11 protein-coding genes and 1 pseudogene are annotated in these 12,633 nt (G+C 67.1%); 11 read left to right on the forward strand and 1 reads right to left on the reverse strand.

Annotation, left to right across the window (positions count from 1 at the left end):
• Nucleotides 1-42: 42 nt before the first annotated feature.
• From BJA_RS15985 to BJA_RS16010, 6 genes and pseudogenes are all read left to right on the forward strand, one after another.
• The gene (locus BJA_RS15985) at nucleotides 43-915 is read left to right on the forward strand and encodes a carbohydrate ABC transporter permease (protein ID WP_038966047.1); all 873 of its coding nucleotides are present in this window, start codon (nucleotides 43-45) and stop codon (nucleotides 913-915) included.
• A gap of 3 nt (nucleotides 916-918) precedes the next feature.
• Nucleotides 919-1,750: pseudogene (locus tag BJA_RS15990) on the forward strand (carbohydrate ABC transporter permease).
• A gap of 15 nt (nucleotides 1,751-1,765) precedes the next feature.
• The gene (locus tag BJA_RS15995) at nucleotides 1,766-2,773 is read left to right on the forward strand and encodes an ABC transporter ATP-binding protein (protein ID WP_011086008.1); all 1,008 of its coding nucleotides are present in this window, start codon (nucleotides 1,766-1,768) and stop codon (nucleotides 2,771-2,773) included.
• Nucleotides 2,774-2,803: 30 nt separating this feature from the next.
• A complete protein-coding gene (locus BJA_RS16000) occupies nucleotides 2,804-3,577 on the forward strand; it encodes an SDR family NAD(P)-dependent oxidoreductase (protein ID WP_011086009.1) in 774 nt (257 codons plus the stop codon).
• A gap of 39 nt (nucleotides 3,578-3,616) precedes the next feature.
• A complete protein-coding gene (locus tag BJA_RS16005) occupies nucleotides 3,617-5,263 on the forward strand; it encodes an FGGY-family carbohydrate kinase (RefSeq protein WP_011086010.1) in 1,647 nt (548 codons plus the stop codon).
• A 5-nt stretch (nucleotides 5,264-5,268) separates the two neighbouring features.
• Nucleotides 5,269-6,204, forward strand: a complete 936-nt coding sequence (locus tag BJA_RS16010) for a carbohydrate kinase family protein (RefSeq protein ID WP_011086011.1) — start codon at nucleotides 5,269-5,271, stop codon at nucleotides 6,202-6,204.
• Between the two features lie 7 nt (nucleotides 6,205-6,211).
• Here the strand turns inward: BJA_RS16010 and BJA_RS16015 are convergent, their stop codons facing one another.
• Nucleotides 6,212-7,099 carry a LysR family transcriptional regulator gene (locus BJA_RS16015; protein ID WP_038966045.1) on the reverse strand — a complete coding sequence of 296 codons (888 nt, stop codon included), beginning with the start codon at nucleotides 7,097-7,099 and terminating at the stop codon, nucleotides 6,212-6,214.
• A gap of 134 nt (nucleotides 7,100-7,233) precedes the next feature.
• Here BJA_RS16015 and BJA_RS16020 point away from each other — a divergent pair, with 134 nt between their 5' ends.
• From BJA_RS16020 to BJA_RS16040, 5 genes are all read left to right on the forward strand, one after another.
• Nucleotides 7,234-8,655: an amidase gene (locus BJA_RS16020; RefSeq protein WP_038966044.1), complete on the forward strand. Its 1,422-nt coding sequence runs from the start codon at nucleotides 7,234-7,236 to the stop codon at nucleotides 8,653-8,655.
• 99 nt (nucleotides 8,656-8,754) lie between these two features.
• Nucleotides 8,755-9,705: an ABC transporter permease gene (locus BJA_RS16025; RefSeq protein WP_011086014.1), complete on the forward strand. Its 951-nt coding sequence runs from the start codon at nucleotides 8,755-8,757 to the stop codon at nucleotides 9,703-9,705.
• Nucleotides 9,702-10,595 (forward strand): ABC transporter permease, encoded by an 894-nt coding sequence (locus tag BJA_RS16030; protein WP_011086015.1) that lies wholly within the window; start codon nucleotides 9,702-9,704, stop codon nucleotides 10,593-10,595. The genes BJA_RS16025 and BJA_RS16030 overlap by 4 nt, the downstream gene beginning before the upstream one ends.
• Nucleotides 10,596-10,597: 2 nt before the next feature.
• Complete coding sequence (locus BJA_RS16035; RefSeq protein ID WP_038966043.1) at nucleotides 10,598-11,611, forward strand: ABC transporter ATP-binding protein; 1,014 nt, start codon at nucleotides 10,598-10,600, stop codon at nucleotides 11,609-11,611.
• Nucleotides 11,608-12,612, forward strand: coding sequence for an ABC transporter ATP-binding protein (locus tag BJA_RS16040; RefSeq protein WP_011086017.1), 1,005 nt, complete (start codon nucleotides 11,608-11,610; stop codon nucleotides 12,610-12,612). The genes BJA_RS16035 and BJA_RS16040 overlap by 4 nt, the downstream gene beginning before the upstream one ends.
• The last annotated feature ends 21 nt before the right edge of the window (nucleotides 12,613-12,633 follow it).

Here is a 12,633-nt window from a genome sequence, read left to right on the forward strand (position 1 = left end):
GGATGGATGGCCGCCTTCTTTCGGCAAGCGGAGAAGTCAGGGATGGCAACCCGGCAGACGCAGTTTCTGGCGCGCGCGCTCCTGACCCCGGCCGTCGGGCTGCTCTTCATCTGGATGATCGTCCCGCTCGCGCTGACGATCTATTTCTCGACGCTGCACTACAGCCTGCTCGATCCCGGCTCGGAAGAATTCGTCGGGCTGGAAAACTTCCGCTACTTCCTCACCGATCCCGCTTTCCTCGCGTCGCTCCAGAACACGCTGGTGCTGGTCGGCTCGGTATTGGCCATGACCATTCTGCTCGGCATTCCCTTGGCGTTGCTGATGGACCAGCCCGTGATCGGCCGCAACATCGTGCGCCTGATGGTGATCGCGCCGTTCTTCGTGATGCCGACGGTGAGCGCGCTGGTCTGGAAGAACCTGTTGATGCACCCGGTGTCCGGGCTGTTCGCCTGGCTCGCCAAGCTGTTCGGATTGACGCCGATCGACTGGTTCAACGACGTGCCGCTGTTCGCGGTGATCCTGATCGTCGCCTGGCAATGGCTGCCGTTCGCGACGCTCATCCTGCTGACCGCGCTGCAATCGCTCGACGAGGAGCAGAAGGAGGCCGCCGAAATGGATGGCGCGAGCGCCGTCTCGGCCTTCATCTACATCACGCTGCCGCATCTGGCGCGTCCCATCACCGTGGTGATCCTGATCGAGACCATTTTCCTGCTCACCGTGTTCGCCGAGATCTTCGTCACCACCGGCGGCGGGCCGGGCCTGCAGACCACCAACATCGCCTTCCTGATCTATTCGCAGGCGCTGATCCAGTTCGACGTCGGCAGCGCCTCCGCCGGTGGCCTCGTCGCGGTGGTGATCGCCAACGTCGTCGCCTTCTTCCTCGTCCGCATCGTCGGCCGCAATTTGGAGGCCTGAATCATGGCGCGGATGGCAACGACGCAGCGGGTGGTGATCTCGACGATCGGGGCGTGGTTCTTCGGCTTCCTGATCTTCTTCCCGATCCTCTGGATGGTGCTGGCAAGCTTCAAGACCGAGCTCGAGGCCTTCGCCATTCCGCCGTCCTTCCTGTTCTTCCACTGGACCACCGAAAATTACGCGACCGTGCAGGAGCGGAGCGACTATCTGCACCACGCCATGAACTCGGTCATCATCGCGGGCGGCTCGACGCTCATTGCGCTCTTGATCGCCATCCCGGCGGCCTGGTCGATGGCGTTCGCGCCGACCAAGCGCACCAAGGACCATCCTGCTCTGGATGCTCTCGACCAAGATGATGCCGCCGGTCGGCGTGCTGGTGCCGATCTACCTGATCTACAAGACCTTCGGCCTGCTCGATTCCCGCATCGGCCTCGTCTTCATCCTGTGCCTCGGCAATCTGCCGATCGTGATCTGGATGCTGTTCACCTATTTCAAGGAGATCCCGCGCGACATCCTCGAAGCCGCGCGCATGGATGGCGCCACCATCGGCCGCGAGCTGGTCTACGTGCTGACGCCGATGGCGATCCCGGGTCTGGCATCGACCCTGCTGCTCAATCTGATTCTGGCCTGGAACGAGGCGTTCTGGACGCTGAACCTGTCGACCTCGAACGCCGCGCCGCTCACCACGTTCATCGCCTCCTATTCGAGCCCGGAAGGGCTGTTCTGGGCAAAGCTGTCGGCGGCCTCGACGCTGGCGATCGCGCCCATTCTCGTCCTCGGTTGGTTCAGCCAGAAGCAGCTCGTGCGCGGGCTGACCTTCGGCGCGGTGAAGTAGAGGGGCTGCCGGATCATGGGTCAGATCACACTTCAGGACGTGCAGAAATCCTTCGGCCCCGTGCACATCATCAAGGGCGCAGATCTCGACATTGCCGACGGCTCCTTCGTGGTGTTCGTCGGTCCCTCCGGCTGCGGCAAGACCACGCTGTTGCGGCTGATCGCCGGCCTCGAGGACGTCTCCGGCGGCAAGATCCTGATCGACGGCAAGAACGTCGTCGACACGCCGCCCGCCAAGCGCGGGTTATCCATGGTGTTCCAGTCCTACGCGCTCTATCCGCACATGAGCGTGCGCGGCAATATCGGCTTCGGCCTGAAGATGGCGGGGCTGCCCAAGGACGAGATCAACCGCAAGGTCGAGGCCGCCGCCGCGACGCTGAACCTCACGCCCTATCTCGACCGCAAGCCGCGCGAGCTTTCCGGCGGCCAGCGCCAGCGCGTCGCGATCGGCCGCGCCATCGTGCGCGAGCCCAAGGCGTTCCTGTTCGACGAGCCGCTGTCGAACCTGGATGCCGCGCTCCGCGTACAGATGCGCATCGAGGTGACGCGGCTCCAGAAGCAGCTCGGCACCACCGCGATCTACGTCACCCATGACCAGGTCGAGGCCATGACCATGGCCGACAAGATCGTCGTGCTCAACGGCGGCAAGATCGAGCAATATGGCTCGCCGCTGGAGCTTTACGAGAAGCCTGCCAATCTCTTCGTCGCCGGCTTCATCGGCTCGCCCAAGATGAACTTCGTCACCGGCGAACTCGCCAGGCAGCAAGGCGCGGCCACGATCGGCGTGCGTCCGGAGCACCTCAGGATCGAGCGCGATGGCGCCGGCGGCTGGCAGGGGACGATCGCGGTTGCCGAGCATCTCGGCAGCGACACCTTTCTCTACGTCGATGCCGGTCCGCTCGGCATGCTGACCGCGCGCTACATCGGCGAATTGAGCCTGCATGCCGGCGATCACGTGTCGCTGGTGCCGGACCCCGCGCGGATCCACCGCTTCGATGCGAGCGGCAACGCGCTTCGCGGCTGACAAGAAACGGCAAAGAACGGAAAGACCAACATGTACCTGGAAAAATTCAAGCTGGACGGCAAGACCGCGTTCATCACCGGCGGCGGGCAGGGCATTGGGCTGGCCTGCGCCGAGGCGCTCGCCGAAGCCGGCGCCAGGGTCGTCATCGGCGACCGCGACAGCAAGGTCGCGGACAGCGCCAAGGCCAGCCTGAAAGCCAAGGGGTTCGACGCCGAGACCGCGATCATGGACGTGACCGATACCAGGCGCGTCGCCGAGGTCGCCAATGACCTCGTCGCCCGCCACGGCAAGGTCGACATCCTCGTCAACAATGCCGGCATCGCCCGCAGCGAGACGCCGGCGGAGACCGTGACCGACGAGCATTGGCTCAACGTCATCGACGTCAACCTCAACGGCACCTTCTGGTGCTGCCGCGAGTTCGGCAAGCACATGCTGAAGGCGCAAAGCGGCGCCATCGTCAATGTGGGCTCGATGTCCGGCTTCATCGTCAACAAGCCGCAGGAGCAGTGCTTCTACAATGCGTCGAAGGCCGGTGTGCACCATCTGACCAAGTCGCTCGCGGCGGAATGGGGCGCGCGCGGCATCCGCGTCAACGCGGTGGCGCCGACCTATATCGAGACGCCGCTCAACGCCTTCGTGAAGAGCAATCCCAAAATGTACGACGCCTGGATCGGCGGAACCCCGATGGCGCGGATGGGGCAGGTCGAGGAGATCGCCTCCGTCGTGCTGTTCCTCTCCTCGGAAGCCGCGAGCCTGATGACCGGCAGCATCGTGCTGGTGGATGGCGGCTACACTTGCTGGTAGGCTTACCGTCAAAACTGACGAGAGCGACCGGGAGCGACAATGCCGCGAGCGTATATCGGCGTCGACGTGGGGACCACCAGCACGCGGGCAGGGGTGTTCGACGAGGCCGGCACGCTGCTGGCGACGGCGCGGCACCCGATCAGGATCTGGCATGAGGCCGGCGATATCGTCGAGCAGTCATCCCGGGACATCTGGGAGGCCTGCGCAAAATCCGTGCGGGCGGCGATGGCGGAAGCTGCCATTGCGCCCGACAGCGTCGGCGGCATCGGCTTCGACGCCACCTGTTCCCTCGTGGTGCTCGACCGCCAGGGCGGGCCGCTCACCGTCAGCGCCTCAGGCGAGGCGCAGCGCAACGTCATCGTCTGGATGGACCATCGCGCCACCGCCGAGGCGCGGCTGATCAACGAGACCGAGGATGCGGTGCTGCGCTATGTCGGCGGCTCGATCTCGCCCGAGATGGAGATGCCAAAACTGTTGTGGCTGAAGCGCCATCTGCGCGCGAGCTTCGATGCCGCAGGCCACTTCTTCGATCTGGCAGACTACCTGACCTGGCGCGCGACCGGCTCGCTGCAACGCTCGACCTGTACCGTCACCTGCAAGTGGAACTATCTCGCCCATGACGGTGGCGGCTGGAGCGCGCAATTCTTCAAGCGCATCGGGCTGTCCGACTTCGTCAGCGAGAAATACGCCCGCATCGGCACCGAGATCGTCGCGCCGGGCACCCGGCTCGGCGCAGGCCTCACCCGCACGGCCGCCGCTGAGCTCGGCCTGTCGCCAGGAACGCCGGTCGGCGCATCCCTGATCGACGCGCATGCCGGCGGCATCGGCGCGATCGGCGGTCGCGACGGCTCGGGCGGAACGACCGATGTCAGCGACCGCCTCGCCTACATCATGGGAACGTCGGCCTGCATCATGGCGACGACGAAGGAGCCGTGCTTCGTGCCGGGCGTGTGGGGGCCTTATTATTCCGGCATGGTGCCGGACTTCTGGCTCAACGAGGGCGGGCAGTCGGCGGCGGGCGCGGCGATCGACCATCTCCTCAAATCGCATCCGGGCTTTGCCGAGGCGAGCGCGGCTGCGCGCAACAAGGGCCTCGACCTCATCGACTTCCTCGAGCGCCGCATCATCGCGCGCGCCGGTGATGCCAGCCGCGCCGCGCTGCTCGCCCGCGATGTCCACGTCCTGCCCGAATTCATCGGCAACCGCTCGCCTTACGCCGACCCCGATACGCGCGCGGTGATCGCGGGCCTCGATCTCGACACCGATGTCGCTTCTATGGAGCGGCTGTTCGTCGCCGGCCTTTGCGGGCTCGCTTACGGGCTTGCCGAGGTGATCGAGGCCTTTGCCGCGCATGGCGTCCGCTCCAGCATCATGATCATGGGCGGCGGCGCCAGCCGCAGTCCGCTGGTGCGCCAGATCATGGCCGACACCACAGGCCTCACCGTCGCGCTGCCGCAGACCAGGGAGCCGGTGCTGCTCGGCGCCGCGATGCTCGGGGCGGTGGCTGGCGGCGCCTGTGCCTCGATCGGCGAGACCATGGCAAAGATGTCGGCGCTGGGACGCAAGAGCGAGCCGACCGCGCCTGATATGGCCGCGTTTCACGCCCGCAAGCGCGAGGTGTACAAGTTGCTGCGCGAGGTCGATCGCGGCAGCCGTGCCGCGATGCGCGACATCGCCAGAGGTTGAGACGAATGCTGATTGCTAGCGGCGATGCGCTGATCGATTTCGTGCCGACGCGAAACGCCGACGGACGCGAGGCGGTGATGCCCGCGGTCGGCGGCTCCTGCCTCAACGTCGCGATCGGCATGGCGCGGCTGGGCGCGCCGACCGGCTTCGTCGGCGGCATCTCCACCGACCTGTTCGGACAGATGATCGCAGACCACGCAACCGCCTCGCATGTCGAACTCGGCCTTGCCACCCGCAGCGATCACCAGACCACGCTGGCTTTCGTGCGCATCGTCGCGGGCGAGTCGCATTACGCCTTCTACGACGCCGAGACGGCGACCCGGAACTGGACCTACCGGCGCGGGTCCGTTGCCTTCGATACGGTCGAAGTCCTCCATGTCGGCTCGACCACGCTGGTCAACGACGAGGGCGCCGCCGAAACGAAAGCGCTGATCGCGGACGCGCGGATGTCGTCCACGATCTCGTTCGATCCGAACTGCCGCCCCAACCTCGTCAGGGACAAGCCGGCTTATCTCGCGCGCATGGCCGAGTTCGCGCAAAGCGCCGATCTCATCAAGATGTCGGACGTCGACTTCGCCTATCTCTTCGGCGACGAGCCCTATCAACAGCGCGCGAGCACGCTGCTCGGGCAGGGCACGAGCCTCGTCGTCGTCACCCGTGGCAACAACGGCGCGATCGCGTGGCACGCGGGAGCAGGGCGGATCGAGGTGCAAGCACCCAGGGTCGAGGTCGCCGACACCATCGGCGCCGGCGATAGTTTTCAGGCGGCGCTGCTGTTCGCCCTGCACAAGCAGGGACGTCTGGCGCGGCAGCAGCTGAAAGTCATCAATGCCGACGAGCTCCGCCGCGCGCTGTCCTTTGCCGCCAATTGCGCCGGCCTGACCTGCACCCGCCCGGGCGCCGATCCGCCCTGGAGCCACGAGATCACCTGGAGCCCGTAGCGCCGCGTCACATCCGCGCGACGGCCTTCTCGGCGCATTTGATGAAGGTTCCGATCAGCGGGCTCTGCGAATCCCGCCGCCAGCACACCGCGATGTCGAGGGAGTCGGTGGCATCGCGGAGCGGCCTGAACACGATGCCGCGCGGGGCGCCGAGCTGCGCGCAGGCCGGCAGGATCGCGAGGCCTTCGCCCGCCAGCACCAGGCTCATCGCCGAATGCACCGTCTCCACGCGGCTCGCGATCGGCATCACCACCTGGTGCCGGCGCAGCAGGGGGACCACGGCGGACGATGCGGGACCATGGTCCGGATGCGGCAGCGCGATCAGCGGACGTCCGTGCAACCGGGCCATCGGCACGGAGCCCAGGCGGGCGAGCGGCGAGCTGGTCGGCATCGCCAGCATGAAGCGCTGTGCACCGATCCGCGCCACCTGGATCTCGGGATGGTTGATGGCCGGCATGCACAGCGCGACCGTGACGCTGCGATCGAGCACCCGCGCCTCGCGCGTCGATGCGCTGAGCTCGGCGAAGTCGAGGTCGACACCGGGAACCGAGCGGCGCAGCTCGGGGATCAGCCGCGGCAGGATCGCATTGGCCAGCACGAACATGTAGCCGACCGACAGCCGCCCGCGCTTGCCGGATGCGACCGCGCGGGCGGCCTCGATGCCGTCGGACGCCAGCGCCAGCGCCTCGCTGGCGCGCACCAGCAGCGCCTGGCCCGCCTCGGTCAGGTCCATGCCGCGGGTGCCGCGGCGGAACAGCGGCGCGCCGATCTCGGCCTCCAGCTTGCGGATCTGGACCGAGAGCGGCGGCTGCGCCATGCGCAGCCGCTCGGCGGCCTTGCCGACGCTGCGTGCCTCGGCGACGGCGACGAAATAGCGGAGCCGACGAAGATCCATTGGCATACCGAAAACGTATGGGTTGGCGACCAAAATCGTATTGGACGGCGAGTTAACAAAACTGTCATTCTGGCTGTCAATGGCTTGTCTAATGCCTTGGCCAACGGTGGCCGGCTTCGGAGCGTGATGTGACGATGAACGGCGATCCCTGCCTGCTGTCCGCAACCGAACTGCGCGGCCTCATCGCCGACAAGCGGATCTCGCCCGTCGAGATCACCCGGGCCGTGCTCGCGCGCGCCGAGGCGCTCCAGCCCCAGTTGAACTGCTTCATCACGATCTGCGGCGACGAGGCGATGGCGGCCGCGCGCGCCGCCGAGCGCAGGGTCATGGCCGGCGAGCCGCTCGGCCTGCTGCATGGCATTCCCTACACCGTCAAGGACATCGTCAACACCAGGGGGGTAAAGACCACCTTCGGCGCCGTTCCCTACAAGGACAATGTGCCTGTTGAGGACGCGGTGGCGGTCGCGCGGCTGCGCAGCGAGGGTGCGATCCTGATCGGCAAGACCACGACGCCGGAATTCGGCAGCAAGTGCTTGACGGATTCGCCGCTGTTCGGCCGCACTCGCAATGCGTGGGACGCCTGCCGCTCCTCCGGCGGCTCCAGCGGCGGCGCGGCGGTTGCTGTGGCCAGCGGCATCGCGCCGCTCGCGGTCGCGACCGACGGCGGCGGCTCGACGCGGATTCCCGCGGCCTGCAACGGCGTGGTCGGCCTGAAGCAGAGCAACGGAATCATCCCGCACAGCCAGGCGCTGGATGTGTTCGGTAACCAGACCTACGTCACGCCGACGACGCGCACCGTCGCCGATACCGCGCTGATGATGCAGGCGATGGCCGGCGAGGACCCCTGCGATCCCTGGTCGATCGGCGTTCCCGTATCCGACTTCGTCGGCACCGCCGCCCCGCGCGGCGATCTGCGCGGGCTGAGGATCCTGTACTGCCTGACGCCGCCGGGCCGTCCGGTGTCCGCCGAGGTCGCGGCCAGCTTCAGGGCGAGCCTCGACCGGCTGGCCGGGCTCGGCGCCGAGCTCGAGGAATTCTCCGGCGAGGGTTTCGACATCGAGCCGATCTGGCGCGCCATCAACCACACCGTCTGGCGCACGCGCTTTGCAAAACTCGCGGCCGAGCACAAGGACGAGCTGAGCGAGGCCTTCCTCAAGCAGCTCGCGCTTGCCACCGAGGTCAGCGGCGTTGACTACCAGGAGGCGATGTTCGCGCGCACCGCGCTGTTCCGCCGCGTGCAATCCCTGCTTGCGCGCGGCCACTTCCTGGCGATGCCGACGCTCACGCGCTCCGCGCTGCCGATCAAGCAGGATTTGTTCGGCACCATCGAGATCGACGGTCGGCATTTCGACAGCGTCCGGCCGCACTGGTTCCCCTGGACCATGCCGTTCAACATGACCGGGCATCCCGCCGTCAGCCTGCCCTCGGGCTTTGGCCGCGACGGCCTGCCGATCGGGCTTCAGCTCGTCGGCCGCTTCCGGGCTGATGCGGAATTGCTCCGCGTCAGCACGCTGTTCGAGGCCTCCGTCGACCTTCTGTCCCGCTGGCCGGAATAACGACATGCGCATGCAGCAAAGCACTTGCGCGCAAAGGACTTGCGTCCGCCGTCCGGACATGTTGATCGTGCCGCGGATGAGCTTCGAAACCGGGCGCGCATGAGCGTATTTGTCCTCCGACGTGTCTTGACCTTGCTGGCGACGCTGGTCGGCGCGTCGCTGATCATCTTCCTGGTGCTGGATGCGCTTCCCGGCAACGCCGCGCAGATGCTGATGGGCGCCGATGCCTCGGCCGACGCGGTCCGCGCGCTCACCGTCAAGCTCGGGCTCGACCAGCCGCTGGCGGTTCGCTACCTGCAATGGATCAAGGGCCTGCTCGTCGGCGATCTCGGCAACTCCTATGTCTACGGCACGCCGATCGCCAGCCTGATCGCGGAGCGGCTGGTGCTGACCATTCCGCTCGCGATCATGGCCATGTCGATCACGGTGACGCTGGCGCTCTCGGCCGGCATCTACACCGCCGCCAACCACAACAAGCTCGGCGATGTCGGCGTGATGTCGCTGACTCAGGTCGGCATCGCGCTGCCGAACTTCTGGTTTGCGATCCTGCTGGTCCTGTTGTTCTCGGTGCGGCTGCAATGGCTCTCGGCGGGCGGCTTCGCCGGCTGGGAGGACGGCATCTGGTCAGGCGTCAAGTCGCTGCTGCTGCCGGCGGTCTCGCTCGCGGTGGTGCAGGCTGCGATCCTCGCCCGCGTCACGCGCTCGGCGGTGCTCGAAGTGCTGCGCGAGGATTTCGTCCGCACGGCACGGGCAAAGGGGCTCGGCAAGCGCGAGGTGCTGTGGCGCCACGTGCTGCGCAACGCAATGATCCCCGTGATGACGGTGATGGGCCTGCAATTCGCCAATCTGCTCGCCGGCACAATCGTGATCGAGAACGTGTTCTACCTGCCGGGCCTCGGCCGCCTGATCTTCCAGTCGATCGCCAACCGAGACCTGATCGTGGTGCGCAATTGCGTGATGCTGCTGGCAACCATGGTCGTTATCGTCAATTTCGTGGTCGACGTGCTCTATGCCTTCATCGATCCCCGCATCAAGGTTCACGACCTGTGAGCGCGCCCCTGACCACCCCGATTGACGCAGCAGTCGCGACGCGTCCGCTGCCCGCGCGCACGTTCTGGCGCCGTGCGCTGCGCCATCGCAGCTTTGTCCTCGGCGGCGCGCTGAGCCTGCTGGTGCTCGCCTCGGCGCTGCTTTCGCTGGTGTGGACGCCGTGGTCGCCCTACGAGATCGACATCGCCTCAAAACTCCGGCCGCCGTCGGCGGCGCACTGGCTCGGCACCGATTCCTTCGGCCGCGACATCGTCTCGCTGCTGCTCGCCGGCGCCCGCTCCACCATCATGGTCGGCATCATCGCGGTCAGCATCGGTCTCACCTTCGGTGTCTGCCTCGGCCTGATCGCCTCGGCGCGGCGCGGCTGGACCGAAGAGATCATCATGCGCTTCTCCGACTTCACCTTCGCCTTTCCGGCCGTGCTCTCCGCGATCATGCTCGCCGCGGTCGTAGGGCCGGGCATGGTGACCTCGATCGTCGCGATCGGCATCTTCCAGATCCCGACATTGACTCGGCTGACGCGCGGCTCGGCCAACGCGATCTGGGCGCGCGAATTCGTGCTGGCCGCGCGAGCGTCGGGGAAGGGAAAATTCCGCATCACCATCGAGCACGTGCTGCCCAACATCCTGTCGATCCTGATCGTGCAGGCGACGATCCAGTTCGCACTCGCGATTCTCGCGGAAGCCGCACTGTCCTATCTCGGCCTCGGCACGCAGCCGCCGCAGCCATCCTGGGGCCGCATGCTGAACGATGCGCAGACCCTGCTGTTCCAGTCGCCGATGCTCGCGGTCTATCCGGGGGCCGCCATCGCGGTCGCCGTGCTCGGCCTCAATCTCCTCGGCGACGGCTTGCGCGATCTGCTCGATCCACGACTGGCGCGGGAGCGATGAGGATGGCTGAGCGCTCCACCATGCCGCTGATCGAGGTTGATAATCTCGGCGTCCGCCTCAACACCAGCCGCGGGCCGGCGCAGGCCGTGCGCGGCGTCAGCTTCTCGCTGAAGCGCGGCGAGACGCTCGGGCTCGTCGGTGAATCCGGCTGCGGCAAGTCGGTGACCGCGATGTCCCTGATGGGCCTGTTGCCGGACAGCGCCGTCGTCACCGGCAGCATCAAACTTGATGGCAGCGAGCTCGCCGGGCTTGCGGACGCGGATTACTGCCGCCTGCGCGGCAACCGCATCAGCATGATCTTCCAGGAGCCGATGACCGCGCTCAATCCGATGCACACGATCGGCCACCAGGTCGCCGAGCCGCTGCGGCGTCACAAGAACTACTCGGCATCGCAGGCGCGGAAAGAGACGATTGCCTTGCTCGACCGCGTCGGGCTGCCCGATCCCGCGCGGCGCGTCGATGCCTATCCGCACCAGTTCTCCGGTGGCCAGCGCCAGCGCATCACCATTGCGATGGCGCTCGCCTGCGAGCCGGACCTGTTGATCGCGGACGAGCCGACCACGGCGCTCGACGTCACCATCCAGGGCCAGATCCTCGACCTCATCGCCGATCTCGTCGAGGAGCGCGGCATGTCGATGATCCTGATCTCGCACGATCTCGGCGTCATCGCCGAGAACGTGCAGCGCATGATGGTGATGTATGGCGGCACCGTGGTCGAGAGCGGGCCGACCGACGAGGTGTTCCGCCGCATGGGCCATCCCTATACGCAAGGCCTGTTCCGCGCCCGTCCGAAGCTCGGCGCGCGCAAGGGGACGCGGCTGAAGACGATCTCGGGCACCGTGCCGGAGCTCGCGGATCTTCCGGCCGGCTGCACCTTCTCCGCGCGATGTCCGCTCGTGATCGATCGGTGCCGCGCCGCGCTGCCGCCGATGGTCGAGGTCGGACCCGGTCATGTCGTGCGCTGCGTGCGCACCGATGTCTCGATGGCCGAGAATGTCGGAGCCCTGTCCGCATGAGCACCGCGCCTCTTCTCGACGTCAGGGATCTGGAGCAGCGCTACATGCTGCCGCGCGAGAGCCTGTTCCGTCCGCCCGGGCAGGTGCGCGCGCTCAACGGCGTGAGCGTGCAGGTCCTGCCCGGCAAGAGCCTCGGCATCGTCGGCGAGTCCGGTTCGGGCAAGTCGACCTTCGCGCGCGTCGTGATGGCGCTGGAGCGGCCGACGTCGGGGCAGGTCGCGCTGCTCGGCCGCGACCTTAACCGCCTCCCGGCCGACGAGCTGCGCCGTGCGCGCCGCGATTTCCAGATGGTGTTCCAGGACCCCTACGGCTCGCTCGATCCGCGCCAGACCATCGCGCGCATCGTCGCCGAACCCTTGACCGTGCTGGAGGGCGCCGATCGCACCACGTTCCGGGAACGCGTCGCCGCGGTGCTGCGCCAGGTCGGCTTGCGCGATGCCGACATGGAAAAATATCCGCACGAGTTTTCCGGCGGCCAGCGCCAGCGCATCGCGATCGCGCGCGCGCTGATCACCCAACCGAAGCTGATCGTCGCGGACGAGCCGGTCTCGGCGCTCGACGTCTCCGTGCAGGCCCAGGTCCTGAACCTGATGCAGGACCTCCAGGACCAGTTTGGCCTGAGCTATGTCCTGATCAGCCATGACCTCGCCGTCGTCGACTATCTCTGCGACGAGGTCGCGGTGATGTATCTCGGCCGGATCGTCGAGCAGGGGCGGCCGGAGGATCTGTTCGAGCGCAGCGCCCATCCCTATACGCGGGCGCTGCTGGATGCCGTGCCGCGGGCGCGCGCGGGCGGCGGCCGGCGCCGGCGCGGGGCCCAGGCGATCGCCTCGCAATCGGCGGCCGCCACGGGGTGTCCCTATGTCGCGCGTTGCGCGCTCGCCGACCAGCATTGCCGCGAGGCCCTGCCTGAGCTACGCAAGGTGGGCGAGGGACACCTTGCCGCCTGTCACAAGGCGGAGGCCGTGATGGCGTTGCCGCCGCCTGCTGCGGAGGGTTAGTCTCGGGCGCAGGATTGGCGT

The sequence above is a fragment of the Bradyrhizobium diazoefficiens USDA 110 genome, from assembly GCF_000011365.1.
GTDB classification, from domain to species: Bacteria; Pseudomonadota; Alphaproteobacteria; order Rhizobiales; family Xanthobacteraceae; genus Bradyrhizobium; species Bradyrhizobium diazoefficiens.

Bases quoted from the DNA above. Each gene is read 5' to 3' on its own strand.
- BJA_RS15995 (WP_011086008.1), top strand. From the start codon at position 1,766: ATGGGTCAGATCACACTTCAGGACGTGCAGAAATCCTTCGGCCCCGTG.
- BJA_RS16025 (WP_011086014.1), top strand. From the start codon at position 8,755: ATGAGCGTATTTGTCCTCCGACGTGTCTTGACCTTGCTGGCGACGCTG.
- BJA_RS16000 (WP_011086009.1), top strand. From the start codon at position 2,804: ATGTACCTGGAAAAATTCAAGCTGGACGGCAAGACCGCGTTCATCACC.
- BJA_RS16015 (WP_038966045.1), bottom strand. From the start codon at position 7,099: ATGGATCTTCGTCGGCTCCGCTATTTCGTCGCCGTCGCCGAGGCACGC.
- BJA_RS16010 (WP_011086011.1), top strand. From the start codon at position 5,269: ATGCTGATTGCTAGCGGCGATGCGCTGATCGATTTCGTGCCGACGCGA.
- BJA_RS16035 (WP_038966043.1), top strand. From the start codon at position 10,598: ATGGCTGAGCGCTCCACCATGCCGCTGATCGAGGTTGATAATCTCGGC.
- BJA_RS16005 (WP_011086010.1), top strand. From the start codon at position 3,617: ATGCCGCGAGCGTATATCGGCGTCGACGTGGGGACCACCAGCACGCGG.
- BJA_RS16020 (WP_038966044.1), top strand. From the start codon at position 7,234: ATGAACGGCGATCCCTGCCTGCTGTCCGCAACCGAACTGCGCGGCCTC.
- BJA_RS15985 (WP_038966047.1), top strand. From the start codon at position 43: ATGGCAACCCGGCAGACGCAGTTTCTGGCGCGCGCGCTCCTGACCCCG.
- BJA_RS16040 (WP_011086017.1), top strand. From the start codon at position 11,608: ATGAGCACCGCGCCTCTTCTCGACGTCAGGGATCTGGAGCAGCGCTAC.